Source organism: Streptomyces tuirus (assembly GCF_014701095.1).
GTDB lineage: Bacteria > Actinomycetota > Actinomycetes > Streptomycetales > Streptomycetaceae > Streptomyces > Streptomyces tuirus.
Map to the genome: position 1 here is coordinate 548,629 of NZ_AP023439.1, position 26,164 is coordinate 574,792.

At 71.2% G+C, this 26,164-nt stretch carries 25 protein-coding genes and 1 pseudogene; 11 read left to right on the forward strand and 15 right to left on the reverse strand.

Features of this window, described 5'->3' with window-relative positions:
* Positions 1-90: 90 nt before the first annotated feature.
* Complete coding sequence (locus tag IGS69_RS02605; RefSeq protein WP_190896551.1) at positions 91-1,605, reverse strand: MFS transporter; 1,515 nt, start codon at positions 1,603-1,605, stop codon at positions 91-93.
* Positions 1,606-1,838: 233 nt separating this feature from the next.
* Here IGS69_RS02605 and proP point away from each other — a divergent pair, with 233 nt between their 5' ends.
* The 3 genes from proP (at position 1,839) to IGS69_RS02620 (ending at position 4,177) form a co-directional block, all read left to right on the forward strand.
* Positions 1,839-3,335 (forward strand): glycine betaine/L-proline transporter ProP, encoded by a 1,497-nt coding sequence (gene proP, locus IGS69_RS02610; protein WP_190896553.1) that lies wholly within the window; start codon positions 1,839-1,841, stop codon positions 3,333-3,335.
* Between the two features lie 113 nt (positions 3,336-3,448).
* Positions 3,449-3,862 (forward strand): SRPBCC family protein, encoded by a 414-nt coding sequence (locus tag IGS69_RS02615; protein ID WP_190896555.1) that lies wholly within the window; start codon positions 3,449-3,451, stop codon positions 3,860-3,862.
* Positions 3,863-3,868: 6 nt separating this feature from the next.
* Entirely contained in the window at positions 3,869-4,177 is a 309-nt protein-coding gene (locus tag IGS69_RS02620; RefSeq protein WP_190896557.1) for a hypothetical protein, read from the forward strand.
* Positions 4,178-4,428: 251 nt separating this feature from the next.
* Here IGS69_RS02620 and IGS69_RS02625 read toward each other — a convergent pair whose 3' ends face one another.
* The 3 genes from IGS69_RS02625 to IGS69_RS02635 all read right to left on the reverse strand — a co-directional run bounded on the left by IGS69_RS02625 (position 4,429) and on the right by IGS69_RS02635 (position 8,816).
* Positions 4,429-5,619: an aromatic ring-hydroxylating oxygenase subunit alpha gene (locus IGS69_RS02625; RefSeq protein ID WP_190896559.1), complete on the reverse strand. Its 1,191-nt coding sequence runs from the start codon at positions 5,617-5,619 to the stop codon at positions 4,429-4,431.
* 367 nt (positions 5,620-5,986) lie between these two features.
* Positions 5,987-7,705, reverse strand: coding sequence for a SpoIIE family protein phosphatase (locus IGS69_RS02630; protein ID WP_190896561.1), 1,719 nt, complete (start codon positions 7,703-7,705; stop codon positions 5,987-5,989).
* 223 nt (positions 7,706-7,928) lie between these two features.
* The gene (locus tag IGS69_RS02635) at positions 7,929-8,816 is read right to left on the reverse strand and encodes an endonuclease/exonuclease/phosphatase family protein (protein WP_190896563.1); all 888 of its coding nucleotides are present in this window, start codon (positions 8,814-8,816) and stop codon (positions 7,929-7,931) included.
* Between the two features lie 154 nt (positions 8,817-8,970).
* Between IGS69_RS02635 and IGS69_RS02640 the strand changes: the two genes are divergently transcribed.
* Positions 8,971-9,666 (forward strand): GAF and ANTAR domain-containing protein, encoded by a 696-nt coding sequence (locus tag IGS69_RS02640; protein ID WP_190896565.1) that lies wholly within the window; start codon positions 8,971-8,973, stop codon positions 9,664-9,666.
* Between the two features lie 78 nt (positions 9,667-9,744).
* Here IGS69_RS02640 and IGS69_RS02645 read toward each other — a convergent pair whose 3' ends face one another.
* From IGS69_RS02645 to IGS69_RS02655, 3 genes are all read right to left on the reverse strand, one after another.
* Entirely contained in the window at positions 9,745-11,061 is a 1,317-nt protein-coding gene (locus IGS69_RS02645) for a ferredoxin reductase family protein (protein WP_190904358.1), read from the reverse strand.
* Between the two features lie 303 nt (positions 11,062-11,364).
* On the reverse strand, positions 11,365-12,045 hold the full coding sequence (locus IGS69_RS02650; RefSeq protein ID WP_190896567.1) for a DUF305 domain-containing protein: 681 nt from the start codon (positions 12,043-12,045) through the stop codon (positions 11,365-11,367).
* Positions 12,046-12,136: 91 nt separating this feature from the next.
* Positions 12,137-12,601 (reverse strand): hypothetical protein, encoded by a 465-nt coding sequence (locus IGS69_RS02655; RefSeq protein WP_190896569.1) that lies wholly within the window; start codon positions 12,599-12,601, stop codon positions 12,137-12,139.
* A gap of 230 nt (positions 12,602-12,831) precedes the next feature.
* On the opposite strand from IGS69_RS02655, the gene IGS69_RS02660 reads away from it, so the two are divergent.
* Together IGS69_RS02660 and IGS69_RS34480 are read left to right on the forward strand one after the other, a co-directional pair.
* A complete protein-coding gene (locus tag IGS69_RS02660) occupies positions 12,832-13,437 on the forward strand; it encodes a dihydrofolate reductase family protein (RefSeq protein WP_190896571.1) in 606 nt (201 codons plus the stop codon).
* Between the two features lie 47 nt (positions 13,438-13,484).
* Positions 13,485-13,714, forward strand: a pseudogene (locus IGS69_RS34480) (IS630 family transposase); the annotation flags it as partial.
* Between the two features lie 29 nt (positions 13,715-13,743).
* Here the strand turns inward: IGS69_RS34480 and IGS69_RS02665 are convergent.
* Entirely contained in the window at positions 13,744-13,881 is a 138-nt protein-coding gene (locus IGS69_RS02665) for a hypothetical protein (protein WP_190904770.1), read from the reverse strand.
* A gap of 452 nt (positions 13,882-14,333) precedes the next feature.
* Here IGS69_RS02665 and IGS69_RS02670 point away from each other — a divergent pair, with 452 nt between their 5' ends.
* The gene (locus IGS69_RS02670) at positions 14,334-15,506 is read left to right on the forward strand and encodes an isoaspartyl peptidase/L-asparaginase family protein (RefSeq protein ID WP_198427716.1); all 1,173 of its coding nucleotides are present in this window, start codon (positions 14,334-14,336) and stop codon (positions 15,504-15,506) included.
* Positions 15,507-15,881: 375 nt separating this feature from the next.
* On the opposite strand, the gene IGS69_RS34485 is transcribed toward IGS69_RS02670, so the two are convergent.
* The 7 genes from IGS69_RS34485 to IGS69_RS02705 all read right to left on the reverse strand — a co-directional run bounded on the left by IGS69_RS34485 (position 15,882) and on the right by IGS69_RS02705 (position 22,173).
* A complete protein-coding gene (locus IGS69_RS34485) occupies positions 15,882-16,097 on the reverse strand; it encodes a biotin/lipoyl-binding carrier protein (RefSeq protein WP_190896573.1) in 216 nt (71 codons plus the stop codon).
* 15 nt (positions 16,098-16,112) lie between these two features.
* Entirely contained in the window at positions 16,113-17,459 is a 1,347-nt protein-coding gene (locus IGS69_RS02680) for an acetyl-CoA carboxylase biotin carboxylase subunit (protein WP_190896575.1), read from the reverse strand.
* A 26-nt stretch (positions 17,460-17,485) separates the two neighbouring features.
* Positions 17,486-18,259, reverse strand: coding sequence for a LamB/YcsF family protein (locus IGS69_RS02685; protein ID WP_190896577.1), 774 nt, complete (start codon positions 18,257-18,259; stop codon positions 17,486-17,488).
* Positions 18,256-19,305 carry a 5-oxoprolinase/urea amidolyase family protein gene (locus IGS69_RS02690; protein ID WP_190896579.1) on the reverse strand — a complete coding sequence of 350 codons (1,050 nt, stop codon included), beginning with the start codon at positions 19,303-19,305 and terminating at the stop codon, positions 18,256-18,258. The genes IGS69_RS02685 and IGS69_RS02690 overlap by 4 nt, the downstream gene beginning before the upstream one ends.
* Positions 19,305-20,273, reverse strand: coding sequence for a carboxyltransferase domain-containing protein (locus IGS69_RS02695; RefSeq protein WP_190896581.1), 969 nt, complete (start codon positions 20,271-20,273; stop codon positions 19,305-19,307). Before IGS69_RS02695 ends, IGS69_RS02690 begins: the two co-directional genes overlap by 1 nt.
* Positions 20,274-20,659: 386 nt before the next feature.
* Positions 20,660-21,598: a PucR family transcriptional regulator gene (locus tag IGS69_RS02700; RefSeq protein ID WP_232543740.1), complete on the reverse strand. Its 939-nt coding sequence runs from the start codon at positions 21,596-21,598 to the stop codon at positions 20,660-20,662.
* Positions 21,599-21,600: 2 nt separating this feature from the next.
* Positions 21,601-22,173, reverse strand: a complete 573-nt coding sequence (locus IGS69_RS02705; RefSeq protein WP_190896585.1) for a PucR family transcriptional regulator ligand-binding domain-containing protein — start codon at positions 22,171-22,173, stop codon at positions 21,601-21,603.
* Between the two features lie 579 nt (positions 22,174-22,752).
* On the opposite strand from IGS69_RS02705, the gene bioB reads away from it, so the two are divergent.
* The 4 genes from bioB to IGS69_RS02725 all read left to right on the forward strand — a co-directional run bounded on the left by bioB (position 22,753) and on the right by IGS69_RS02725 (position 26,149).
* Entirely contained in the window at positions 22,753-23,973 is a 1,221-nt protein-coding gene (gene bioB / locus IGS69_RS02710) for a biotin synthase BioB (protein ID WP_190896587.1), read from the forward strand.
* A 262-nt stretch (positions 23,974-24,235) separates the two neighbouring features.
* Complete coding sequence (gene yhfZ / locus IGS69_RS02715) at positions 24,236-25,171, forward strand: GntR family transcriptional regulator YhfZ (RefSeq protein ID WP_190896589.1); 936 nt, start codon at positions 24,236-24,238, stop codon at positions 25,169-25,171.
* A gap of 132 nt (positions 25,172-25,303) precedes the next feature.
* Positions 25,304-25,696: a PRD domain-containing protein gene (locus tag IGS69_RS02720; RefSeq protein ID WP_190896591.1), complete on the forward strand. Its 393-nt coding sequence runs from the start codon at positions 25,304-25,306 to the stop codon at positions 25,694-25,696.
* 93 nt (positions 25,697-25,789) lie between these two features.
* The gene (locus tag IGS69_RS02725; RefSeq protein ID WP_190896593.1) at positions 25,790-26,149 is read left to right on the forward strand and encodes a DUF2620 domain-containing protein; all 360 of its coding nucleotides are present in this window, start codon (positions 25,790-25,792) and stop codon (positions 26,147-26,149) included.
* Positions 26,150-26,164: the final 15 nt, after the last annotated feature.

Genomic DNA, 26,164 nt, shown 5'->3' on the forward strand with positions numbered 1-26,164 from the left:
CGCTGTGCGGTCACGCGTCTCGTATCGCGCCGCCGCATGCGTGCCGTGGAGGCCGAGGAGCCCCCGAGGAGCCTCTGGTCGCGTTGCGGCTCAGGTCTGCCGGGCGTGCACGGGGCTGTGGGCGACGTCGTCCGGGCAGGGGCCGTGCGGCTCCCGTGTGCGACGGTCGCGTCGCCAGTCGTATGCCGCGAGGGCCAGGGACGCGGCCATGCCGAGGATTCCAGCGGCCATCGCGAGGAAGAGCGCGCCGCGGTGGTCGTCGCTCCGGCTGCCGAGCACCAGGTAGTAGAGGCCGGGCAGGGCGGCGGTGCCCACGGCGGCGCCGAGCCGCTGTCCGGTCTGCAGGGCGCCGCCCGCCGCTCCCGCCATGTGCACGGGCACGTCACGCAGCGTCATGGTGATGTTGGGAGAGATCACGCACCCTCCGCCGACGCCGCCGAGGAACAGGACCGGGGCGGCGATCCAGGGCGCGATGTCCAGAGGCGCGAAGCGCAGCAGCAGCGCGGTGCCGCCCAGTCCGAGGATGACGCCGATGAGCCCACCCACGGTGAGCAGGCGGCCGAGCCGGTCCACGAGCCGCCCGGACACGGCGGCCGCGACGGCCGAGCCGAGGGCGAAGGGGGTCACGGCGAGGCCCGACTCCAGCGGGGAGAAGCCCAGGCCGTGCTGGTAGAAGAGGGCGAAGACCAGCCAGACACCGCTGAAGCCGATGAAGTAGAGCGTGCCGACGCCGGCGCCGACGGCGTAGCCGCGCACGGTGGTGAACAGGCGCGGATCGAGCAGCGGCTGGGTACCGCGCTCCAGCAGCCGGCGCTGCCGGCGGACGAAGAGGAAGAGCAGCGCGGCACCGGCGAGGAACATCCACCACAGCCGGGTGAGGCCGCCGGCCTCCGCCTGGACCAGTGGGTACATGAGCGCGAGGACGCCCAGGCCGAGGAGCAGGACTCCGGGCAGGTCCACGTGCTCCCGCCCGGAGCGCCGGGTACGGGGCAGCAGCCGGCGGCCGAGCAGGACGGCGAGGATACCGATGGGGACGTTGACGTAGAAGATCCAGCGCCAGCCCTGGGCGCCGTCGGCCAGGGCGAGGATCAGGCCGCCGGCGAGAGGGCCCACCGCGGAGGAGATGCCTACGGTGGCGCCGAAGAACCCGAAGGCCCGGCCGCGTTCGCCGCCGCGGAACATCTGCTGGATGAGCGCCGAGTTCTGCGGGGCCATGAAACCGGCCGCCAGGCCCTGGGCGAGCCGGGCCACCACCAGCAGGGTGATGTTCGGGGCAGCTCCGCAGGCCGCGCTGAAGAGCACGAAACCACTGAGGGCGATCAGGAAGATGCGCCGCCGGTCCAGGGCATCGCCGAGGCGGCCGGCGGTGACGAGGGCGAGAGCGAAGGAGAGGGCGTAGCCGGACACGACCCACTGCACCTCGGCCGCCGAGGCGTGCAGCTGCCGCTGGATCGTGGGCAGGGCGACGGCCACGATCGACACGTCCAGCAGGCTCATGAAGCCGGCGACCAGGGTGACCCACAGGGCCCGCCACCGGTTCGGGTCCGGTTCGTAGCCGTCGGGCTGCCCGCCCTGGTTCCGGCCGCCCGCCGCCGACGCTGTCACTTGGGCTCCTCTCACGGGGCACGCGCCCGGCGGAACAGGTTCCCCCGCCGGACCGGGGGCACACACCCGCCCCGGAGATCCTCCCGGACGGCGCCGTGACCCGCGACCCGGCCTGAACACCCCCTCATCACGCTCCGTGATCAACCGGACGCCGCGCGAAGGGGGTCGTTTGAGCGCGCGAGATTGGTGCAGGCGTTGTGCTTGGAAGGACGACCGGCGAAAGGAACCACGTGATGGCGGCGCCCGACAACGACGAGTCGGTGGATCCCGCGGCTGTGAGACGACACCGCGCGCTGTTCCGGGCGATCGAGAAACGGCGTCACCCGAAGCTGCGACGCAGCGACATCACGGTGACCGACGAAGCGGCGGTCAAGCGCGCCACCAAGGCCGCCGCCCTCGGCAACGCGATGGAGTGGTACGACTTCGGCATCTACAGCTATCTGGCGGCGACGATCGGGAAGGTCTTCTTCCCCTCGGGCAGCGACACCGCCCAGTTGCTCGGCTCCTTCGCGACGTTCGCGGTGGCCTTCCTGGTGCGTCCGCTCGGCGGCATGGTCTTCGGGCCGCTCGGGGACAAGGTCGGCCGCAAGCGCATCCTCTCCTTCACCATGATCATGATGGCGGTGGGGACCTTCGCCATCGGTCTGATCCCCTCGCACGCCGTGATCGGCCTGTGGGCCCCGGCCCTGCTGATCTTCTTCCGGCTGGTGCAGGGCTTCTCGACGGGCGGGGAGTACGGGGGCGCCTCGACGTTCATCGCGGAGTACGCGCCCGACAAGCGGCGTGGCTTCTTCGGCAGCTTCCTGGAGCTCGGCACGCTCGCCGGCTACGTCGGCGCCTCCGGCCTCGTCGTCGTCCTGCAGACCCTTCTCAGCGACGACCAGATGCTGTCGTGGGGCTGGCGCGTGCCGTTCCTGCTCGCGGCCCCGCTCGGCCTCATCGGGCTCTACCTGCGGCTCAAGCTGGACGAGACGCCCGCCTTCCAGAAGCTGGAGGGCGGCCAGGTGAGGGCGAGCGAGGCCGCCGACGCCGTGGAGACCTCGGCCGCCGCCGACCTCGGCAAGATCTTCACCCAGTACTGGCGGCCGCTGCTGCTGTGCCTCGCACTGGTCGCGGCGTACAACATCACCGACTACATGCTGCTGTCGTACATGCCGACCTACCTGTCCGACGAGCTGGGCTACGGCACCAACCACGGCCTGCTGATCCTGGTCGTGGTGATGGTGCTGCAGATGTGCCTCATCAACCAGGTCGGGCGGCTCTCGGACCGCTTCGGGCGCAAGCCGCTGCTCATGGCGGGGATGCTCGGCTTCCTGGTCCTCTCCCTGCCGTCGTTCCTGCTCATCCGGCAGGGCAACGTCGTCCTCATCGCCCTGGGCCTGCTGCTGATGGGGCTCTCCCTGCTGCCGATGCTCGGCACGATGTCGGCGGCGCTCCCGGCGATCTTCCCCACCCATGTGCGCTACGGGTCGCTCTCGGTGGCCTACAACATCGCCACCTCGGTCTTCGGCGGCACGACACCTCTGGTGATCACCGCTCTGATCAGCGCCTTCGACTCGACCCTCATGCCGGCCTACTACGCCACGGGCGCCGCGGTCATCGGTGTCGTCGCAGTGCTCTGCATGCCGGAGACCGCCAACAAGCCGCTGGCCGGCTCCCCGCCGTCCGTGGAGACGAAGGCGGAGGCGGAGGAACTCGTCCAGGCGCAGTCCCCCCAGCCCAGGTTCTGAGCTCCCTGGAATGCCCCGTCCGCGATCGCCGGCGGGGCATCCGAGGGTTGGGTCCGGTCAGGCCGGGAACGCGGGTGCGGGCCACGAACTCCCGAAGCAAGGCCGGTAAGGCGATGACCGAGTACGAACGTTCCCGCACGATGCCCGCGCAGCCCGAGCACGTCTTCGACCAGGCCGCGATAGTCGGACAGCTGGACAGCTGGCTGCCGGAGGCCCTGCACGTGGAGCCGGAGGAGCTGCCCGCCGTCACCGTGCACGAGGACCGCACCGACGAGGACACCCCCGCCGTGCTGAGCGCCCGGCGGGAGCAGATGCGGCTCGAGTGGGGCACCCGTGACCACGGCGGCTACGCGGGCTGGCTCCAGGTCGCCGGTCTCGACGGCGGCGCCAGCGAGGTGACCGTGCACCTGTCGTTCTTCGACGCCGGCCACGACCCGGGCGAGCGCGCGGTCGCCGATGCCCTGGACTCCAGCCTGCGGCGGCTGGAGGAACAGGTGCGGCTGCGCGTCGAGCACCCGGCCGGCTGACCCGCCGTGGCACGCGCGAAGCGGTACGCCGTCGCCGCGTCCGGGCAGTGGACCGACGAGGAGGAGGGCCGGCGCCGGCTGCCCTCCGGTGAGGTGCACGCCTGGGAGCCGGGCCGCAACGAGACGGTCTGCGGCCTGTCCCTCAGCCGCTCCCGGCTGGTCCGCTTCCCGCACGTCGGCTGGCCGGACACCTTCCCGGAGTCCGGCGGCGCCGCGGACCGGGTACGGCGCGTGTGCCCGCGCTGCGCCTCGGTGGCGGGACGCCGCGGGCCGGACGCCCGCCCGCGGTGGCAGCGCACCAATCCGAGGCCGTGAAGGCGCCGGGGAAGGAGAGCGGGAAAGCCGTCGCTGGGCCGTGGCCCCGCGGCGCCCTGGGGGGGGCCGGATCACGCGGGTGCGCCGTCCCGACTCTGGTGCTCCCGGCCCTGGTGGCCCCGGTCCTGGTCGTCCCGGCCCTGGTGGCCCCGGTCCTGGTCGTCCCGGCCCTGGTGGCCCCGGTCCTGGTCGTCCGGGCCGACCGCAGCAGGGCGGTTCCCGTCCTGAACCGACCGGTCCGGGCCCGCGGCCTAGGGCGCGGAGCCACCGGCGCCCGTCGCGGACGACGGCCCGCGGTCCTGCCCGTTGCACACCGAGGCGGCGCCGCACGCGGCCCGGGGGCGGATGGGGACGCCGTTGGTCCGCAGGACCTCGCGGACGTCCAGGATCAGGGAGAACACCTCGCGGTTGCGGTCCTCCCCCTGCTCGTCCCAGGCCCGCTGCTCGGCCTCGACGGCCATCCGGTCCTCGGCGAACACCCGCTCGGTGAAGCGCCTGATGAGCGGCCAGGCCAGGTGCAGGGCGCCGGGAACCCGGGGCTTCTCGATCATGAGCAGGCCGAAGGTGTGGCATCGGCGCTGTTCGGCGTCCTCCGGCACATAGGCGACCCAGAGGCGGAAGGCCGGCCGCTCGGCGTTCTCCGGGACCAGGTCGAGGGTCTGGTACGGGTACGTGGTGCGGATCGTCATGACGTCCCGGGAGTCGTTGCCGCCGATGCCCTCGGCGGCCAGCAGACTGGCACCGCGGTTGCGTTTGCCCCCGGCGTGACTGAACAGGTACCTGGCCTCCACCGACCGCTCGTCGGTCCGGAAGTCGAGCAGTTCGGGGTGGAGTCTGCCGACCACGCCCCGGTGGAGGAACTGGTGGTTCATGTCGAGCAGGTTCTCGTGCATGAACGAGTAGTGGCAGTGCACGGTCCGGGAGTACGTCATCGTCCTGTACCGCGGCGAGCCGAACGCCGGCAGGTCGGGCAGCGGGACGGTCGCCGCCTTGTCCGGGTCGCCCGGGAACACGAACACCAGGCCGTACGCCTCGCGGACGGGGTAGCCGCGCACGCCGCGCGGCGGCCGGCCGTCGCCCTTGGAGAGGTACGGGATCTGCGAGATCCGGCCGTCGCCCCGGTAGGCCCAGGCGTGGTAGCAGCAGCGCAGGGCCTCGCCCTCCACGACGCCCATGCTCAGCGGCACCTGACGGTGGGCGCACCGGTCCTCCAGCGCGTACACCGTGCCGCTCTCCCCGCGGTAGAGGGCGATGCGCTCACCGGCGAAGGCCGTCGCGAACGCCCGCTTGGTGCGCACGTTCTTCGACCGGGCGACCGGGTACCAGAAGTCCGGGTTCGCCCCCACGCGCCGGAGGTCGACCATGCCGGTACTCGGGTCACGGTGCTCCGCGGGCCATGCGGCCCCGGCAGAGAAGGTCCCGGCCTCGTCGGTCTCGGTCATGCTTCTCCCTCACGCGTACGGGCAGCGACAGCCGCGCGTCGCGTCGGGCAGCACCGGGCTGCCGATGCGGGCGCCCCGGCACCGTCCATGCTGACCGCGACGCACCGCTCACGCCCTGCCCGGCAGGTACGAACGGGTGACCAGAGGTCGAGCGCGGGGAGACCGGCCAGGCCGGTCTCGCGCATGCGGTCCACGGTCTCGCCCAGGGTGCTGCCGGCGCCGATGACGGTCCCGGCGCCCCCGGGCAGCAGGTCCGGTTCGCCGTGCGCGAGCACCGCGACAACGCCGGCGGCGCACGGCAGGGTGCCCGCACCGGATGAGGGCCGGGTCGGGGCCCTCCGGGTAAGCCCTCGGAGTTCGGTGCGGGTCAGCTCCCGGGGACGCGCAGGGCCAGGACGGCGACGTCGTCGTCGTTGCCGGCGGGGCGGACCCGGCGCAGGAGCTGGTCGGTGAACGAGGCCAGGGGCCGGTGGGCGAGGGCGGCGGCGTGCTGGCGCAGTTGGTTCAGTCCCTCGTCGAGGGAGCGGCGGGGCGCTTCGATGAGGCCGTCGGTGTACAGCACCAGGGTGGAGCCGGGCGGGAGCAGCGCGGTGGCATCCGGACGCCGGGCGCGGGTCTGGGTGCCCAGGAGGAGACCGTGGCCCTCGGTGAGGTACTCGGCCAGACCGTCCCGGCTGATCAGCAGCGGCGGGGGGTGGCCGGCGTTGGTCCAGGAGAGCTGCCAGTGGCCGTCGTCGGCCGGTTCGATCCGGGCGAAGATCGTCGTGGCCATGGTGACGTCGGTGATGTGCTGGATCGCCTCGTCGAGCCGTTCGACGATCCGGCTGGGCGGTTCGTGCTGGGACCAGGCGTAGGCGCGGAGCATGTTGCGGACCTGCGCCATGCCGGCCGCCGCCTCCAGGTCGTGGCCGACGACGTCTCCGATGGCCAGGGCGGTGGACTCGTCGGACAGGGGGAAGGCGTCGTACCAGTCGCCGCCGACCTGTGAGGCGTCCGGTGCGGGCAGGTAGCGGACGGTCATCTGCAGGCCCGAGACACCCGGCATCTGGGGCAGCAGATGGTTCTGCATGGTCTCGGCGACCTTGCGTTGGCGCTGGTAGAGGCGGGCGTTGTCGAGGGCGAGACCGGCCCGGCGTGCGATGTCCTCGATCAGGGGGAGATCCGCGGGTGTGAAGGGCGCCAGGTTCTCGTCGCGGCCCAGGGTCAGCGCGCCCAGGACCGCGCGGGTGCTGCGGATGGGCGCGATGGCCGCGGAGTGCATGCCCGTGGCCTCGAAGAGGCGGCGCTGCTCGACCGCGATGCCGGAGTCCGGTGGCCCCTGGTAGGTCTGCGGTCCGGCCAGGTTGGCGGCGACACCGCGCAGGGCCCTGGAGAGCGGCATCGGGGATTCCTCGGGGATCGGCGGCATCGGCCCCTGCAGATCCTCGCGGTGCGTGATCGTGCCGCCGTCGGCGTGGACCACGACCGTCCGCCATACCTCGTCGCGCTCGGTGATCAGGTCGACGACCGCCCAGTCCGCGAGGCGGGGCAGGACCAGCGAGACCAGCCTGCGCAGCGCCTCGTCGACGTCGAGCGTGGAGGTCAGCTGCGCGGTGGTCTCGGCGAGCAGGGCCAGCCGGTGCAGCTCCGAGAGCGGCTGGCTCGACGGCTCCGGCAGCGGTTCGGGACTCTGCTCGTGATCGGGGGTGTGGAAGACGACGAGCGTGCCGCCGTGCCGGCCACCGACGTCGTACGGCGTGATCAGCCAGGAGATGCGCAGGAGGGTGCCGTCGGCGCAGGCGAAATAGTCCTCGTCGGCCTGGGCGGTGCGCCCGGCGTGGAAGGCGTGCCGCATGGCGCACTGGGTCCGCGGCAGCGGCTGCCCCTGCGGGCCGCGGTGCAGCAGGTCGTGCGCGTCATGGCCCATCAGCTCGTCGACGGACCGGCCGAGGAGCTGCTCGGCGCGGGTGTTCGCGGCGATGATGCAGCCCTGTTCGTCCACGACGTAGGCCCCGGCGCCGATGGCCTCCAGGGTCCCGGCCAGTACGACGGACGCTGTCGGCACGGACGGCCCTTGAACGGTATCCGTGTGCTCCGGCCCCGTCATCGCGGCCTCCCTGCTGATCGGGCCGACGTCCCTGCCGTCGGCATGCCCTGTTCGCCTGCTCCCCGTATGCCCAAACGACAGTAAATTGCACGTCGCCCGACCGCGCGCGTCCTCCCGGCGGTCCGTGCGGGCCGCCGGCCTGCGGTGCCGGGGACCGGACGGGGCGGAGCGGTCGGCGACGCGGCGGTCGCTCCGCCCGCGCGTTCGTCGCGATCATTCCGGCTCAGGTCGGGTCGACGTCGGTGTGCAGCGGGTGGTGGTCCGAGGACGGCGTCGGATGCACGCGGTGCCGGAGGGGGACGAAGCCGCGCAGGAACACGTAGTCGAACTTGAGCTGCCAGTCGGTCGTCGGCTGACAGGTGCCGGTGGGCGACGGGAGGCACTGCGGGTCCGCGTCCGTGGCCAGGGCCCAGATCCGGGTCAGTTCGGGAGAGTCCGGCACGGCGTTGAAGTCGCCGAGGAGGATCGCGCGGTCGTGCCGGGCGACCTCCGCGGCGAGCACGCGCGTCTGCTCCGCCCGGACCTCCTCCTGACGCCGTTGGGCGAGATGCGTGTTGAAGACCCGGACGGACCGGTCACCCACGGTGGTGGTGACGGCCATGTACCCGCGGTCCTCGGAGCCGCCGTCGGGATACTCCACGCTGACGGGGTCCGTCATCGGCGCCGCGGAGAGGATCGCCTGGCCGAAGGCGCCCGGACTCCACGGAGTCCCCCCGCAGCGGCCCCATTTCCGCAGAACGGACCCGTACTCGACGTGGTAGACCAGCCCGTGGAGGTTCTCCAGGTACTCCCGGATCCTCTCGACGTCACGCACGCACGCTTCCTGCAGCCCGATGACCTGGGGCGCGGCCGCCGCGATCTCCGCGGCCCGGTCGACGTCGCTCACCTCGCAGGGGTTGCAGATGTTCCAGGTCATGACCCGGTTCGGCACGACGTCCCTGACGGCTTCCGCCGGCTGGGCCCCGCCGAAGAGGGCACCGGTCGGTGCACTGGGGCCGACCAGCGCCATGAAGACCGCCAGCATGGCGCCCGCGAACAACCGCACCCCCGTGCTCCTGCCGAGCACCCTCGCCTCCTCACGGTGGACCCACGTGGCTCCTGGGGCCTCCATGAACGAGATTATGGGACGGGGCCGTCGGCGACACACACCCGGTGCGATCCCCGTCGAGGCCCGCGCCACGCTCCCCGGTCCTGGCGCCTTCGACAGGGAGGGACCAGGCTGTGCGTAGGGTGGTCGGACTGGTGATCGACGCGGGTGGTGTGGCATGGACTGGCAGAAGTTCGCCGAAGATATGGCCCTGCTCGCGCGGAGGCTGCTGAAGCAGGACTCGGTGCAGCAGACGCTGGACGAGATCGCGGCGTCGGCCGTGCAACTGGTGGACGGCTGTGACGCCGCCGGGATCCTCGCGGTGCGCAAGGGCCGCGCCGTCACCCTGGCCTCGTACGGCGACATGGTCGAGGAGTCCGACCGCCGGCAGGGCGAGCTGGGCGAGGGGCCCTGCTTCGACCTCGCCCGTCGCGCCGCCGACGACGACCGGCTGTTCCGGATCGTGGACATGACCCAGCCCCAGCCGGACTGGCCCCGCTACGCCGAGGCCGCGCGCGAACTGGGCATCGGCAGCATGACCGGAGTCCTGCTCTACACCCACGACGAGGACTTCGGCGCGCTCAACCTGTACTCCCGCCGCCCGGGCACCTTCACCGAGGACATCGCGACCGCCGGCTGGCTGCTCGCCTCGCACGCCGCGGTCGCCCTCGCCGACGCCCGCACCATCGACCAGCTCGAACACGCCCTGGAGACCCGGCACGCCATCGGCGAGGCCATGGGCATCCTCATGGAACGCCACGGGATGAGCGACGAGGAGGCCTTCAGCGTGCTCCGGAAGATCTCCCAGCATCACAACATCAAGCTGCGCGACGTCGCCGAGCGGGTCAGGGACAAGCGCGGCGATCCGGCGTAGCGGCTCTGACCATCCCCGGCGCCGACGGCGTCGCACACCCACGTTCCTCCCGCCACGGCTCGCGGTAAGCCGGACTGCTCAGGCCAGGCCGAACCGCTCGGCGTGTACCTGCTGGCGCGGGACCTTCAGGCCGCGCAGCGCGCTGAGCACGGCCGAGGTCATCGCGGGCGGGCCGCAGACGTACACGTCGCGCTCGGCTATGTCGGGAACCAGGGCACGGAGACCGTCCGGCTCGAACGGCGGGCTCCCCTCCCCCGTGCGACCGGTCAGCAGGTGCAGCTCGCCACCGCGGTCGGCGACCAGGGCCCGTACCTCGTCGACGAGCACGGCGTCGCGCTCGCTGCGCACCCGGTAGAGCACGACGACGTCGCCGGACGGCTCCTCCTCCAGCAAGGCCCGCACGGGCGTGATCCCCACGCCTCCGGCGATCAGGAGTGCGCCGGGCCGCGTCCGATGCAACGAGGTGAACGCGCCGTACGGCCCCTCGACGAACGCGCGGCTCCCGACCGGGATGTGCCGCAGGCCGGCGCTGGCGCTGCCGACCGCCTTGGCGGTGAGGCGCAAGGTGCGTCCGTCGGGTGCCGCCGACAGCGAGAACGGATTCGCCGGCCACCAGTGGTGGTGTCCGGGGAACCGCCAGATGCAGAACTGGCCGGCCCGGGCCGGCAGCCGGTCGAGGTGGCGGCCGGTGACGTATACCGAAACCACCTGGTCGGACTCCGGTACCACCGCGGTGACGTGGAACCGGTGGTAGGCGTTGCGCCACAGAGGCATGACGATCCGCCCCGTGACCAGGGCACCGAACGCGAACAGCCACAGGGCCCACCAGTAGATCGTCGCGAACGCGGACGACGTGAAGGTCGTGGTCTCCTGCAACTGGTGGACGAACGCCAGCCCCAGCGCCACGTACAGCAGGAGATGCACACCGTGCCAGGTCTCGTACCGCAGCCGCCGCCTCACCTTCCGGACGGAGACCGAGGCGACCACGACGACGAGCGCCGCCGCCAGCATCCCGAGCAGCGAGGCCGGCACTCCGGCCAGTGCGAGGAACGTCTTCGGCATCGACGCGCCGTCGAGCCTCGCGTAGCCCAGCACCACCAGCACGGCGTGGGTGAGGAGGGTCCACAACAGGGTGAAGCCGACCCACCGGTGCCACACCGTCAGCCGGTCCATGCCGATACGGCGGTCGAGCCACGGCAGCCGGGCCACCAGCAGCAGTTGGAACAGCATCAGCACGGCGGCGTGCAGACCGAAGAACTTGGCGACCGTGAGCACGTCGTTCTTACCGGTCCCGGCGTCGAGGAACAACACCTCGACGATCGCCAAGTTGGCGACGACGAAAGTCCACAGCGCCCATCGCGCCGCAACGACCGGAGGGACGGTGCGCCGGCGCACCGGCACCTGTGAACTCGTCGCTTCCACTGCTTCCCCCTCATGTCCGACCTGACGGCCCGGGCCCGGCGGCCGTCGACCAGTACGTTGGGTGATTAAGGCGTTGAGCACAAGCCGGTTGCCGAAAGTGTCGAGGGGCGTCCTCGACCTTCTCGAAGAAGAACCCGTGTTTGAGGCTCCTGCAGTCCTCCACCCTCTCCATGCCGGAACGGCGACGGCCGGTCGCGGTCATGGTGGCAAGGGGATGACCGCCCGGGCTCTTCGGGGGCGCCTTGGAGCCCGGGGCGGTCAGTGCATGGATGTGGCTCAGATCCGGTCGAGGACCTTCTCGAACTTCTCGACCTCGGCGGACTGGGTCTTCACGACGTCGGCTGCGAGCGCCTTGGCCGTGGCGTTGCGGCCGTTCTTCTGCTCGTCCTCCGCCATGGTGATCGCGCCCTTGTGGTGCTCGATCATCATCTCCGCGAACATCCGGTCGAACGCGGTGCCCTTGGCGGCCTGGAGCTTGTTCATGTCCGCTTCGGACATCATCCCGGACATGCCGGAGCCGTGGTCCATGTCACCGGACCCGTGGTGCATGCCCGGCATGCTTCCCTCGGCGGACTCCGGCTTGCCCCAGGCCTTCAGCCAGGACTTCATGGTCCGGATCTCGGGGTCCTGGGCCTTCTCGATGTCCGCGACCAGGGCCTTGACCTCCGTGTCGGAAGCCCGGCCGTCCGCGAGCTGGGACATCTCCAGGGCCTGCTCGTGGTGAGGGATCATCATCTGCGCGAACATGACGTCCGCGTCGTTGAACGCGCCGGGCGCCGGGTTCTCACCGGCCGCGGGGGTGGAGGAGGCGGAGGCGGAGCTGCCGCTCCCGTGGTCCATGCCCCCCATGTCGTCCCCGCCGCATGCGACGAGCAGCAGCCCGCCCGCGGCGACGGTGCTCACGACCGCCAAACGGCGACGCAGGCGACGATTCAGGGCAGGGGTGTGTGCGGTCATGTGTGTCGGACCTCGCTTGATCGGTTCTGCGGTGAAGGTGGCGGTACACGCGGTGTGCGCGGGCATGCGAAGCCCGCGCTGCGGGTCCGGCCTATATCCGCAGAACTGACAGCTGAGCGAGGAGAGGTCTGGGTGGTGGCGGGCGGGGGCGCAGCACGGCCATCGCTCGGGCGAGCAGGGCCGTCAGCCGCTCCTTGCGGCGAGCCGCCGCGCCCAGGAACGGCCACAGCAGCCAGCCGGTGAGCACCGCCACGCATACGGACAGCACGTCCATGCCCGCCAAGGGCCCGTCCGCGGTCGGTTCGGTCGGTGCGACCGCGCCGTGCTCCGCCATCGCAACGGGCTCTGTGGAGGTCCCGGTCTCGGCAGCCCCTCGGCCCATGGCGTCCTGGTGCGTGGCGGCGACCGTATGGGATGCGCCGCCCGCGCCTGAGCCGGACGAGTGCTCGGGATGGCCCATCGTGTGCATGGCGAACACGCCGAAGGTGAGCGCGGCAACCAGCAGGAGGTACCCGAAGGCCCCTCCCACACGCAGCCGACTGCTCACACGCAACATGCCGGACATGCTACTGAGTCGATCCCGGAACGGCTCCCCGACCCGATCACGCCCCGCCGCCACACCGGCCCTGGCAGGCAGGGGGGCTTCGGGTTCGGGAGCGCGTAGTGCCGCTCCGCTGACCTGATCGGCTGCAGCGTCATGGGGTTTCTCGTTGCTCCGCTGCGCGGCCGATGAGTTTGTGGCTCCGGGCCGGTCCAAGCTCGTGACACCTAGGAAAGGACACCGTCATGTCGGAGCTTCTCGTCGACTTCATCACCTCCCTCGACGGCTACGCGTCGGGAGAGGGATGGCCCGGGTTCTGGGGCCTTGAGGGCCCGGAGTACCTCGCATGGCTCGGCGAGCAGCCCGAGGCCACCTACCTGATGGGAGCGAACACCTACCGCCTGATGTCGGGCTTCGCCGCGGGCCAGGTCCCGAGTGGGCAGGACGAGTTCAGGCCCGAGGAAGAGGCGTCCGTCGACGAGCTCACGCAAGCGTCCAAGGTGGTGTTCTCCTCTTCACTCGAGGACCCATTGACGTGGGCCAACTCCACGCTCGTCCGCGACGACGCAGTCGAGGCGGTCCGCGCCATGAAGACGAACGGCTCGGGGCTCCTCAGTACGATCGGCAGCCTCAGCCTGTGCCGGTCCCTCCTGCGAGCCGGACTCGTCGACCGCTTCCGGGTCGTGATGTTCCCGGTGATCACCGGGGCTACGGGCGAGGAACGCATCTACGACGGCTATCCGGACGTCGCCCTCGAGATGATCGAGCACCGCACCTTCGACGGCCGCACCCAGCTGGTCGAGTACAAGCCCAGCGTGCTCGAGCACCCGCCGCTCGGCGCCCCTGCGTGACGTCGCCCCGCCCACCGGCCCCGGACGGCCGCCAACACCGAGGACCGTCCTGGGCCAACCCCATCGAGGCTTCGGGCCGCTGCGGCAGTTCATCCTGGCCGACTCCAACCATCCGAACCACGCCGTCCAGACCCGGGCCCCGCACGCCTATCTGCGCCGGCGGAACAACAACGCCCGCCACCCCGACGTCCTGGACCCCCAACGACGCGAACGCGCACGTATCCGCAGCGAACGAGCTCTCCGTTGGGGCGGCAGGCCGCTGCCGGCTGCGGCCTGACCTCGCCCAGCCCGGGGAAGGTCTCGCCACTAATCGTCGAACTCGAAGCCCGAAGCTTCGGCCTCCAGCGCCGCGGCCGGCATCCTCCTTGCGCCCTCGCGGACGATCTTGTCGATCAGGGAGGATCCGTTGGCGGCGCTGCCGTCGTCGTTCACTACGCTGAGCACGGACGTGCCTTCCCGGCCGGGGCTGCGAACACCGGTCTTGCTCGGTGACCTATCGATCAATCTCCCGGAAGGTACGTCCCTCCCGAGCTGCTCCACAGGTCCTGAGCATTGCTCACATTGCTTGCATCTGGGCGTGACCGGTATGGCCACCGCAGTTCGCGCCAGTGAGTAACCGAGCGGGACCGAGCGCCAGTGCCGACCACGGCGCTTCATCTGGACGCTCACTACCTCTCCAGCGGTGCTGCAATCCTCTGTTCGCATCATGGAAAGCCGCAATCCACCTTCTGAACAGCTGAAAGCTGGGACACCCGACGTCAGCGCGCACCGTCAACACCGCCCCGTTCCGGATGAGTTGAACTTCTGTCCCGTCCGACGCCCTGCTGCGCTCAGGGCACACCCGGGGTACGGTTCCTCCGCTCCACTCCGAGGTCGACGAACCCGCGAGGAGGACCATGCGTACCCGTTCGCGTTTCCGGATGTCCGCGTCCCGCCCCTGGACGCTGCCCGCCCTGGTCGCGGCGGCGGTGGCCACAGCCCTGCTGACCACCGTGCCGCACGGCGGGCCCGACCGGACCGGCCGGGCGGGACCGGCCGGGGATGTCGCGGCCGCCGCCGAACCACAGGGCAAGGCCCGGCCCGACGCACACGACGTCGTGCTCGCCGTGCACGGTGGCGCGGGCAGCGCGCTGCACCGCGACCGCACCACGCCCGAACAGGAGAAGGCCTACCGGGACGGGCTGGCGGACGCGGTGCGGGCCGGGCAGAAGGTGCTCGATCGCGGCGGGGACAGCGTCTCGGCGGTGGAGGCCGCGGTGCGTTCGCTGGAGGACAACCCGTTGTTCAACGCCGGCAAGGGCGCCGTGTTCACCGAGGACGCCGGACACGAACTGGACGCGTCGATCATGCGCGGGTCCGACCTGAAGGCCGGGGCCGTGGCCGGGGTGCGCAGCGTGCGCAATCCGATCTCGGCTGCGCGGCTGGTCATGGAGAAGTCCCGGCACGTGATGCTGGCCGGCGAGGGCGCGGACGACTTCGCCGCCCGCAACGGCCTGCCCACGGTGACGCAGGACTACTACTGGACGCAGCGCCGCTGGGACTCCCTGATGGACGCCAAGCGCGCGGCGGCCGGAAGCGCTTCCCGGTCGGACAACGGTTCCGGTCCGGCCAAAGCCTCACTCGCCGACGAACAGGCGAAAGGCACCGTCGGCGCGGTCGCCCGCGACCAGAAGCGGAACCTGGCCGCCGCCACCTCCACCGGCGGCATGACCAACAAGATGTCCGGACGGATCGGCGACTCTCCGATCATCGGAGCCGGTACGTACGCCAAGAACGGCACCGTCGCGGCAAGCGCCACCGGCGACGGGGAGATCTTCATCCGTGGCGCCGCGACTGCGACCATCTCCAACCTGATGGAATTCGGCGGCAAGGACGTGGCCACCGCGGCGTACGAGGTGCTGATCGAGCGGCTGCCGAAGCTGGGCGGCTCGGGCGGGGTTATCGCGCTGGACGGGAAGGGCACGTTCGACGCCCCGCACAGCAGCGAGGGCCTGCTGCACGCGTACCTGACCAAGGACGGGAAGATCGTCACCAAGATCTTCGCGGACGAGACCCCGCCGAACTCCTGACGGCAGCGTGCCCCGCTCCGGCCTCCGGCGGCGGGGCACCGCACGCCCGGAGGCCGGCTGGGTACAGTCGCCCCCCATGCCCGCACCACCCGCCGTCGGCGTCGAGCAGCGCCCCGAGCAGCAAGTCTCGGCGATGCCGGAGGTCAGTTGCGGTCGGCGGCCCGGGAGCCCTGCTCACGGCCCCGGCCTGACCCCGACACCCGGCCGACCGCCCCCTCCCCCCGGGGCGCGCACCCGGCCCGCGGCCGGTCCGTCCTCAGGCCCGTCACCGCCGGATCCAGGCCCGCCGAGCTCACCCGAGACCAGCGCGCCCGGCTCGTCGAGCCGGGGCTGAGGTGCGTAGCGGCCCGGCGCAGGGGGCAGGCAGTCAGCCGGTCACGAGATCTCGCAGATGAGGTCCCCCTCTTCGAGGGTGCTTCCCTCGGTGACGCTCAGCGCGGACACCGTGCCGGAGGCTTCGGCATGCACGGGAATCTCCATCTTCATCGACTCGAGGATCACCAGAGTGTCGCCCTCGCTGACGGTGTCGCCGTCGGCGACGAGCACCTTCCACACGTTGGCGACCAGTTCGGCGACGATCTTCTCGGCCATGTCGGCTTCTCCTTCTCAGCGGGTGGCGGGGCGGCGCATCCTGGCGATGAGCCCGGTGTCGTACGTGCCGGAGGTGAACTCCGCGTCGTCGAGCAACTCGGTGAAGAACTCGAGGTTGCTCTTGGGGCCTTGGATGGCGAAGTCGCGCACGGCTTCCCGCGCCCGTGCGAGCGCCTCCTCCCGGCTGGGGGCGTGGACGATGAGCTTGGCCATGAGCGAGTCGTAGAACGGCGTGACCTTGTTGTCCTGCGTGTAGCCGGCGTCCACCCGGATGCCGTCGCCGACCGGTTCCCGCCACTGCGCGATGGTGCCCGGTCCGGGCAGGAACCTCTTGGAGTCCTCGGCGTTGATACGCAGTTCGAGGGCGTGTCCTTGGGGCGTCAGGGTCTCCGGGTCGAAGGTCACCGGTTCCCCGGCGGCGATCCTGAACTGTTCTTCGACGAGGTCGATGCCGAACACTGCTTCGGTGACCGGGTGCTCGACCTGGAGGCGGGTGTTCATCTCCAGGAAGACGAAGTCGCCACCGCTGACGAGGCATTCGACGGTGCCGGCGCCCCGGTAGCCGACGGCCTCCCCGGCCCGGACCGCGGCGTCGAGCATGCGCCGGCGCAGCGCCTCGTCGACACCCGGGGACGGTGACTCCTCGGCGACCTTCTGGTTGCGGCGCTGTACGGAGCAGTCACGCTCGCCGAGTGCGACGACCCTGCCGTCGGCCAGACCGAGGATCTGCACCTCGACGTGGCGGGCGTTGGAGAAGAAGCGCTCCAGCAGGATCGAGGGGTCACCGAAGGTGCGCTCGGCGAATCCACGGATCGCTTCGAACTGCTTGCGCAGCTCTCCCTCGTCCCGTGCGACCGCCATGCCCATGCCGCCACCGCCGGCCGCGGCCTTGATCATGACGGGGTAGCCGATGTGCGCCACGGCGTCGACCGCGGCGGTCACCTCGTGGACGGGATCGGGGGTGCCCGCGCCGACGGGCACTCCCGCCTGCGCCATACGGTTACGGGCGTTGATCTTGTCGCCCATGAGATCGATGACCTCGGGGTCCGGGCCGATCCAGATCAGACCGGCGTCCTGGACGGCGCGGGCGAACTCGGCGTTCTCGGAGAGGAATCCGTATCCCGGGTGCACCGCCTGCGCGCCGGTGTCCTTGGCGGCGGCGAGGATGCGGTCGATGTTGCGGTACGACTCGGCGGGAGACGCCCCGCCGAGGAGCACGGCGGTGTCGGCCTCCGTCACGAAGGGCAGCGTGGCGTCGGCGTCGGAGTGGACGGCAACGCCCCGGATGCCCAGGCTCCGGGCCGTGCGCAGGATTCTGCGGGCGATCTCGCCGCGGTTGGCGACGAGGACGGTCTCGAACAACGGTGTGTCCTTTGTGCTGAGGGGAATCAGGCGGCGAGCAGGGTGCGCAGCGGCACGATGTCCACACCGGCGCCGGTGAGGGCCTCGTGGACGGCGCGGGCGACGGCGACGCCGTTGGGGGCGTCACCGTGGATGCACAGCGACGCCGCGTCCACGGCGATGTCGGTTCCCTCGGCCGTGGTGACCCGGCCTTCGGTGGCCATCCGTACGGCACGGCCGGCCACGGTCTGCGGGTCCCAGGCGACCTTCGACTTCTCGATCACGAGCTTGCCGTCGCGGTCGTAGTGCAGGTCGGGGAACGCCTCCGCAACCAGCCGCACGCCCGTCGGGGCGACCGCGTCGGCGCAGCCGCGGTGCAGCAGCATCAGCGGCAGGCTGGGGTCGACGGCGGCGGTCGCGGCGGCGACGGCATGTGCCATCTCGGGATCCTCGGACGCCATCACATACAGCGCACCGTGCGGCTTGACGTGGGCGAGCCGTCCCCCTGCGGCCGTGACGAACGCTTGGAGCGCTCCGATCTGGTAGAGGCAGTAGTCCTGGAGCTCGCGCGGGGGGATGACCATGCGCCGCCGGCCGAAGCCCATCAGGTCGGGGAAGGCGACGTGCGCGCCGATGCCGAGCCCGTGCTCGACGGCGGCCTCCACGGTCTGCCGGATCGTGGGCGGATCGCCCGCGTGGTAGCCGGTGGCGATGTTGACCGACGACAGGTACGGCATCATCCCCCGGTCGTCGCCCAGGGTCCAGCGGCCGTAGCTTTCGCCCATGTCGCAGTTGACGTCGATGCGTGACGTTTTGCTCACAGCTCCTCCAGGTGAGTGGGGTCCAGGAGGTAGTGGATGTGCTTGCTCAGCGCCGTGGCCTCGTCGAAGTCCACCTCGCGGAAGCGGATGGTGTCGCGGCCCGGCCGCAGCTGGCCGACCTTCCACAGGGCGGCGTGCACGACGGTCGCGATGGTGGTGAAGCCGCCGGAGGTCGGGCCGTCCGGCCCGAGGATGACCGGGACGTCGCCGTTGGTGTTGATGCCGCCGAGCGGGTAACTGCCGTCCAGCTGGTTGGAGGGGTGGCCGCCGCCCGCCCCGCCGTTCTTGCGCGCCCAGGTGAAGCGGTGGGAGTTGAGCCGGGTGCCGACGCGGTTGGAGTTGAGGTCGACCTTCCAGGACAGCGAGCAGAAGTCGCGCCAGTCGTCGGGGGTGAGGAAGTCGGGATCGGCGTGCGGCCCGCGCATGACCTCGATCTCCCAGTCGTTGACGTACCCGGGGCGCAGCGACTGCGGCAGCCGCAGCCGTCGGGTGCGGCCGACGCCTTCGGGGGCGAGGTGCAGGCGGTCGCCGCGGGCGAGCGCCCGGCCGTCGAGCCCGCCGAGGCCGCCCATGGTGTACGTCGCCCGGGAACCGAGCACCTCGGGTACGTCGATCCCGCCGGACACCGCCAGGTAGAGCCGGAAGCCGGGGCCCTTCGCGATGCCGCAGGCGAGGACGTCACCGGGGGCGACCCGGACCGCCTCCCACAGCGGCAGCGGTTCGCCGTTGAGGGTGGGCTTCGCGCCATCGGCGCCGGTCAGGGCGATCACCCCGGCGAAGCCCAGGCGGGCCTTGAACCGGCCCATGGGGATCTCCAGGCCTGCGGCGCCCGGCGCGTTGCCGACCAGCAGGTTCGCCACGCGGAACGCGAGGTGGTCCACCGGCCCGGCAGGGAAGAATCCCTTCGCCTGCAGACCGCGCCGGCCGGGGTAGTCCTGCACGGTGGTCTGCACACCGGGCTCGATGACGGTGAGCGCCTCGGGCCGTTCGGTGCCGTCCGGCTCGTCGCCCGTGGGCAGGTCCGGGAGTGCTGATGTCGTCGCCATTACGGCACCTCCACGTTCTTGGCGGCCTCGTCGCGCCGGGCTCGCAGCGCCGCCGCCTCCGCGGCGTTCTTCTCGGTTTCGGCCAGGTGGTCGGCGACGACGAACGGCGCGTCCTCGACCTGGTACTCGTAGCGGTCCTCGAAGACCTGGCGGCGGAACTCCAGCAGTTCGTCCTCGCTGACGCGGACGAACTGCACACGGTCGCCGGGCCGGATGAGCAGCGGGTCGTCGGCGAAGATCCGGTGCCGGTCGAGGATGTCGAAGATGGGCACCGTCCGGCCGAACATCTGGTAGCCGCCGGGTGATTCCACCGGGTAGATGGCCACGCAGGAGCCGCCGATGCCCACGGCACCCTCGGCGGTCCAGGTCCGCGTCGGGTTGTACTTCGGTACGGTGATCTCGCGTCGTGTGTCCAGCGGGAACATGAACGGCAGGCCGGGGAAGAAGCCGGTGAACGCGTTCCACCACTCGGTTGCGAGCACGGTCTCGTACAGCGCCTCGCGGTCGGCCAGACCGTTGTACTCCACGACGTAGTCGATGTTGTTGCCGCCGGCGGTGTTCGGCGCGTCCTTGCGGATGGTGGTGGTGTAGCGCTTGACGGCCTCGGTCGAGGAGGAGTCGTCGAAGGCGATCGGGAGGGTGATCCGGCGGCTGGGGATCACCAGTGACGAGATCTCCCCCTGCTGCTCGTGCACTGCGGTCAGCGCGTCGAGCAGGTGTGCGCGGGTGGTCTGGTCGGGGTCGAAGGCGACGAGGATCGACCGCAGACCGGGGGCCGCTTCGACGAGCCCGGCAGGCGGATCCTGCCGCAGGCGGTCGAGTACCGCGATGACGAAGAAGTTCAGGCGCAGGTCCAGTTCGGCTTCGCCGTACTCGATCAGGATGTGGCGGTCTCCCGCCGGGCGGTAGGTGACCGGCGGTCGGTCGGCCTCCGCGGGAGTGGCCGCGATGATGGCTGGCGCTGTCATTGGCGTCTCCTGGCTGTCGTGCTCATACGGTCAAGCCCTCGCGCGCCGGGCTGCGCGGAGTGTGCTGCACGCCGGCCCCGGCAGGCGGCACGGTGGCGGCGCGAGCGCCGTGCGTCGTGCCGCCCGCCCGCCGGCAAGGGCGGCGCCGCAACCGGTGGCATGAGGGGACGAACAGACGCACGCCGTCGACCCTCTACGAGCGAGTCCTGCGGTCCCGGCCCGTCCAAGCGTTTCGCACGCTTCTCGGTACATGTACGCAACCTTCCCGACACCCGCCGGCCTCTCTGGCGGGATGGGGCACCAGCGTCGGCCGGATCACACTCCCGAACCATGCGCGGTTGGTACAGCTCCCCGGACGCGATTGGCCGAGTCGGTGTTTGCCCAGGTCAGGAGTGCTCGCGCAGGAGCAACGCGATCCACAGCTCGGCTCGTACGGTGGGGTTGTCCAGGTCGCACCCGAGCAGCTCGGCGATCTTGTTCAGCCGGTAGCGGAGGGTGTGCCGGTGAATGCCCAGTGCGGAGGCCGACGCGTCGACCAGCCCGTTGTGCGAGAGGAACACCCGTAGCGTCGCCACCAGGTCGAGTTTGGAGCGGCCGGCATGCCGGACCAGAGGCTCCAGGAGCGAGGCACCCCAGCCGTGCGCGTCCGGTGTGCCCAGGTGCCGCAGCAGCCCGGCCGTCACCAGATCCTGGGCGATCACCAGCCGGCCCGAGGCCGGCGAGGCGTGGAAGACGGCCTGGGCCCGCCGCAACGCCTCAGGAAGCTCGCTCATCGGGGTGGCGTCGCTGACCGCGCCCCGCGACTGCGGCACCCGCATCAGCACCTCCTCAAGGCTCCGGGTCTCCCCCACGGCCGCGGACAGCAGCACCAACACCCGATCCGACTCGTGCCGGGCGGCCAACGCGCACACCATGCGCAGAGCCTGATGGTCTTCGGCGGCCTGCAGCAGCGCGGGGAGCCGTTCCTGCGGCGCACCCAGCACAGCGACGCGGACCGGCGGCTCGGGAAAGGGCACTGCGAGCGTGTCCGCGAGGCGTACGGCGAGATCGGCCTCACCGCTCACGGCGAGGTGGACGAGTGCGGCCCGGGCGCGCCGTTCCCCCTCCCGCAAGTCCCACTGACTGTGCAGGTCCAGCGACAACAGGCCTACCGCGGTGGTGAGCACGGAACGCTCCGCTGGAGTGAGCGCCGTCGGCCGCCCCACGACCACATAGCCGCCGACCCGCCCCTGCACGCCCAACGGCAACACCGCCACGGTGTCCTCGCCTATGGTCAGTGCCGCGCTGCGCTGCAGGTCCACGAGGCCGAGCTGCTCGATGTCCATGCTCACCCGGGCCACATGCTTGCGGGCAGCGTCCGGCGCAGCGCTGCGCAGGACGCAGGAATGATCCAGCACCAGTGCCCAGCAGTCGAGCACACGCGCCAGCCGCGCGGTGATCTCTCTCGCGCACCCGCGCCCAGGGCAGCCCTGATCAGATTGCGCTGCGCCTCCAGGGCCGTGGTCAGCGCCTGGTGCTCATCCCGTGCCACCGCGGTGGCAACAGCTTTGCTTATCGCGATGAACGGCGTCCTCGCCGGGACTTCGAGCAGGGGCAGATCGTGACGTCGGGCCGCGGCGACGAGTCCTTGCGGGATCTCGTCGTGGTGCAGTCCGATGCCGAAGCCCAGCCCGGCCACATTGCTGCCGGTCAGCCGGGCGACGTAGTCGTCCCACCCCGCATCCACCGCGCGGCGCTGCAGCCCGGTCGTCAGCAGCAGTTCGCCGCCTTCCAGGTACGGTGTCGGGTCCTCCAGCTCGCTGACGTGCACCCAGCGCACCAGTCGGTCCGGCCGGGCAGGCACAACCGGCCGCAGTGCCAGATCGGGGCGCGAGAGCAGTGTGCCCAACGTTGCCGGCATTGGTCCTCCTGTGCCGCGACGGCGCAGGCGTACCTCGCCTGCAACCGCCACAAATGATCAGTCCCTCAGTGTCGCCGGGGATGGTCCTGACGTCCGTGACGACAAGACCATCCCGCGAAGGACCCGTCTGCAGCCGGAGCACACGGCCCTGCCGGAAGACGGGCTGCGATACGACGGGTTCCGCAGGCGACATGATCTCGCGAACCAGGCGGCCGAGCCCCGCCTTCTCACTCTGCGAGAAGGCGGCCCCACCCGCCCGTGCGGGACGCGGCTCCACGTCGGGCCTGCGGTTCACACCCCTCGGTACACGAGAGCCCGCCGAACCTGACATGGGCAACACGCGGACCGATCGCGGCCACGCCGTCCGCCGTGGCCCGGCGGACGGCACAGCTCCTTCCCCGACCGGCCCGGCCCAACGGAGCAGGAAGGAGGGGTTGCCTTCCGATCCGGTTCGTCGTAAAGGGCCACATCCGTACAGGACGGGTATCTCGCCGTGCGCGAGACGCACAACTCGCTCCCGGACGTTTGTCCCGGGTGTCGTATAGCTGGCAGCGTGATCGGCCGATCAGCATCAGCGTCATGGATCTGCTGAACACTCTGGTGGAGAAGGGTCTGCGACGTGAGTCGCCGACCCGCGAAGAGGCGCTCGCTGTACTGGCGACATCCGATGACGAACTGCTCGATGTCGTGGCGGCGGCGGGGAAGGTCCGCCGCCAGTGGTTCGGGCGCCGGGTGAAGCTCAACTATCTGGTCAACCTGAAGTCGGGCCTGTGCCCGGAGGACTGTTCATACTGCTCGCAGCGGCTGGGCTCCACGGCCGAGATCCTGAAGTACACCTGGCTGAAGCCGGAGGACGCCGCCAAGGTGGCGGCCGCCGGAGTCGCCGGCGGCGCCAAGCGGGTGTGCCTGGTGGCCAGCGGCCGCGGACCGACCGACCGCGATGTGGAGCGGGTGTCGGGGACCATCGCGGCCATCAAGGAGCAGAACGAGGGCGTCGAGGTGTGCGCCTGCCTGGGGCTGCTCAGCGACGGCCAGGCGGCCCGGCTGAAGGACGCGGGCGCGGACGCCTACAACCACAACCTGAACACGTCCGAGGCGACGTACGGCGAAATCACCACCACCCACACCTACGCAGACCGCGTCTCCACGGTGCAGCAGGCCCAGGCGGCCGGCATGTCGGCGTGCTCCGGTCTGATCGCGGGCATGGGTGAGAGCGACGAGGACCTGGTGGACGTGGTCCTCTCGCTGCGCGAGCTGGACGCGGACTCCGTGCCGGTCAACTTCCTGATCCCCTTCGAGGGCACGCCGCTGGCCAAGGAGTGGAACCTCACCCCGCAGCGGGCGCTGCGCATCCTGGCGATGGTCCGTTTCGTCTGCCCGGACGTGGAGGTGCGGCTGGCCGGCGGGCGCGAGGTGCACCTGCGCACCCTGCAGCCCCTCGCCCTGCACCTGGCCAACTCCATCTTCCTGGGCGACTACCTCACCAGCGAGGGCCAGGCCGGCAAGGACGACCTGGCGATGATCTCCGACGCCGGTTTCGAAGTGGAGGCCACCGGCACCACCACGTTGCCCGCACACCGTGCGGACGCTCTCGCGGGCGCTTGCCGCAGCCAGGCCGCAGAGGCGGCCGGCGACTGCGGCGGGCACGGCGACCGCGGCTGCGCACCGTGCGGCCAGGCCGCTCCCGAACCGGTCACCACCAGAGCGGTGCCCGAAGCGCGGGACGCGGAGCCGAGCCGTACGGACCTGGTCGCGGTGCGGCGCCGCGGTGCGGGCACCGACCTGCCGCCCAACGCCTGACCCGGGGCGCGACCACTGGGCTCACGGCGGCCCGAAGCCTCTTGGAGCCAGGTCGGCTCCTGTGTCCCCGCCTGTGCGAGGACCACGACTGCATCAGGCACGACTGCTTCAGGGACGAGCGGCGCCACCGTGACGGACCACTCCCGCGCCTGCGGCGGTGGCCCGCCCCGTCATGCGGGCTTCCGGCTGGTCCCGCGCGTGGGCTGGTCGAGCCGTGCGTGAACAGTTGTCAATATCCAGAATCCTGTTTACTGTCTGCTCCGTGAACGGAACCGACGAACGGTTTCTGACCCGCAACGGACTGGCTGCCCGGCAGCTCGCGGTTCTGCTGCTGGGCCAGAAGGAAGACACCCGCTTGCCCCGGGTGCGCGACCTTGCGCAACGGCTCGGCGTGGGCAACGGCACCGTGCAGGCCGCCCTCCAACTGCTGGAGGAGTCCGGGGCGATCGAAACGGTCGCCCGCGGCCATCTCGGCACCTTCCTGGTCCGCTCCGACCGGGCCGTCCTGTGGCGGCTGTCCGGGCTGGGCACCCTGCTCGCCTCGATGCCGCTGCCGTATTCCCGCCGTTACGAAGGCCTGGCCACCGGCTTGCGCGCCGCTTTCGAGGAGGCCGGCGCACCCTTCGCGATCACCTTCATGCGCGGAGCCGGCACCCGCGCCGCGGCGCTGATCGAGGGCAAGGCCGACCTGGTGGTGCTCTCCCGGTTCGCCGCCGACCGGCTGGTCGAGCAGCATCCGGTGGAACTCGTCGCCGACCTCGGCCCGGCCACCTATGTGGGCGCGCACGGCCTGCTGCTGCGGCACGGTGCCGATCCGGACGCCGCCGGGCTGCGGGTCGCCGTCGACTCGGCCTCCGAGGACCAGCGGATGCTCACCGAGCGGGCCTTCGCCGGGCGCGAGGTGACCTGGGTGGAGGCGTCGTACATGCAGTTGCCCGACCTGTTCGCCCGAGGCGACGTGGACGCCACGGTCTGGAACCTCGACGAGGTCCACGCGGGCCTGGGCCCCGGTGTCGATGCGCTGCCGCTCGGCGACGAGATCACCCGCGACCTGAGCCTGCGCAACTCCAGCGCCGCGATCATCGGGCGGACCCGGGAAGCGCAGGCGCTCACGGTCGTGCGAGAACTCCTCGACCTGTCGGTGGTCACCGCCGTTCAGAGCGAGGTACTGGGCGGCAAGCGTCTGCCCTCCTACTGACAGGCGCCTGCCCTCCTGCTGAACGGGGCCGCCGGCGATCCGGCCGCCGGCCCATGGCGCCGGCGTCCGAAGTTCTGATCTCTCTTGTCTCGAGGCATTGTCCCGAGGCACGCGTTGAGGAAAGGGAACACGATGGACCAGAGGCTGGCCCAGCGGCTACAGCTCTTCCGGGACAGTGACCACGTCCGACCGCAGGCCGTCGCGTTTGTCACCGACGAGTTGGCAGCCCTGACGGCCGTCGGCTACACCGTCACCGAGGACACCGCCGGCATGCTGACCAGCCATCTGGTCAACGCGCTCACCCGGCTCCTGGACGGCGAGCCGATCGAGCAGTTCCTCACCGATGAGCAGGTGGCCGCCGAACTCGCCGAGCGGCCCGAGGCGGTGGAGCGGGCCCGGGCCACCGCCGCCCGGGCCGAGCGGGAACTGGGCGCCCGGCTCCCCGAGTCCGAGGTCAACTTCCTGGCGATGCACCTCGCCGTCCTCGCCCAGCGCTCGTCCCCGTCCACCCCGTCCGCGTCCTGAACAAAGCCCGAGCACCCCTCTTCTCCCCCTCGTCTCCCCCCGGAACCGTCCAGTACCGGCCACCTTGTGCAGCCCCTTTCGAAAGGCCCCACCATGGCGAAGATCCTCACCGGCGGCGTCGGCAAGTCCGAGGTCGCGCAGACCATCGGCGAACTCGCCCTCGACGGCCTCGAAGTCACCGTCTCCAACGACATGGACGCGGCCATGAAGCTGCGCGCCCGGCAGGCCGACTACTTCCTCGGCACCTGTCACACCGGCGCCGGCGCGTCGCTCGGTGTCCTGGTCGGCCTGATGGGCCGGGACGCCTGCCACACCTTCGGCCGCTCCGTCCCCACCGAGGAAACCGTCACTGCACTGCTCCAGGAGGGCAAGAGGGTCTTCGGCTTCGCCACCGACCAGATCGACGTCGTCGCCCCGCTCATGGCCCGGGCCATAGCGAACCGCACCGCCTGAGCGGCCGGGCGACGA

What these genes read in the sequence shown, in the direction of transcription:
- proP (WP_190896553.1), top strand. Translation starts at nt 1,839, where the DNA reads ATGGCGGCGCCCGACAACGACGAGTCGGTGGATCCCGCGGCTGTGAGA.
- IGS69_RS02615 (WP_190896555.1), top strand. Translation starts at nt 3,449, where the DNA reads ATGACCGAGTACGAACGTTCCCGCACGATGCCCGCGCAGCCCGAGCAC.
- IGS69_RS02625 (WP_190896559.1), bottom strand. Translation starts at nt 5,619, where the DNA reads ATGACCGAGACCGACGAGGCCGGGACCTTCTCTGCCGGGGCCGCATGG.
- IGS69_RS02630 (WP_190896561.1), bottom strand. Translation starts at nt 7,705, where the DNA reads ATGACGGGGCCGGAGCACACGGATACCGTTCAAGGGCCGTCCGTGCCG.
- IGS69_RS02635 (WP_190896563.1), bottom strand. Translation starts at nt 8,816, where the DNA reads ATGGAGGCCCCAGGAGCCACGTGGGTCCACCGTGAGGAGGCGAGGGTG.
- IGS69_RS02640 (WP_190896565.1), top strand. Translation starts at nt 8,971, where the DNA reads ATGGACTGGCAGAAGTTCGCCGAAGATATGGCCCTGCTCGCGCGGAGG.
- IGS69_RS02650 (WP_190896567.1), bottom strand. Translation starts at nt 12,045, where the DNA reads ATGACCGCACACACCCCTGCCCTGAATCGTCGCCTGCGTCGCCGTTTG.
- IGS69_RS02655 (WP_190896569.1), bottom strand. Translation starts at nt 12,601, where the DNA reads ATGTTGCGTGTGAGCAGTCGGCTGCGTGTGGGAGGGGCCTTCGGGTAC.
- IGS69_RS02660 (WP_190896571.1), top strand. Translation starts at nt 12,832, where the DNA reads ATGTCGGAGCTTCTCGTCGACTTCATCACCTCCCTCGACGGCTACGCG.
- IGS69_RS02670 (WP_198427716.1), top strand. Translation starts at nt 14,334, where the DNA reads ATGCGTACCCGTTCGCGTTTCCGGATGTCCGCGTCCCGCCCCTGGACG.
- IGS69_RS34485 (WP_190896573.1), bottom strand. Translation starts at nt 16,097, where the DNA reads ATGGCCGAGAAGATCGTCGCCGAACTGGTCGCCAACGTGTGGAAGGTG.
- IGS69_RS02690 (WP_190896579.1), bottom strand. Translation starts at nt 19,305, where the DNA reads ATGGCGACGACATCAGCACTCCCGGACCTGCCCACGGGCGACGAGCCG.
- IGS69_RS02695 (WP_190896581.1), bottom strand. Translation starts at nt 20,273, where the DNA reads ATGACAGCGCCAGCCATCATCGCGGCCACTCCCGCGGAGGCCGACCGA.
- IGS69_RS02700 (WP_232543740.1), bottom strand. Translation starts at nt 21,598, where the DNA reads ATGGACATCGAGCAGCTCGGCCTCGTGGACCTGCAGCGCAGCGCGGCA.
- IGS69_RS02705 (WP_190896585.1), bottom strand. Translation starts at nt 22,173, where the DNA reads ATGCCGGCAACGTTGGGCACACTGCTCTCGCGCCCCGATCTGGCACTG.
- bioB (WP_190896587.1), top strand. Translation starts at nt 22,753, where the DNA reads ATGGATCTGCTGAACACTCTGGTGGAGAAGGGTCTGCGACGTGAGTCG.
- IGS69_RS02720 (WP_190896591.1), top strand. Translation starts at nt 25,304, where the DNA reads ATGGACCAGAGGCTGGCCCAGCGGCTACAGCTCTTCCGGGACAGTGAC.
- IGS69_RS02725 (WP_190896593.1), top strand. Translation starts at nt 25,790, where the DNA reads ATGGCGAAGATCCTCACCGGCGGCGTCGGCAAGTCCGAGGTCGCGCAG.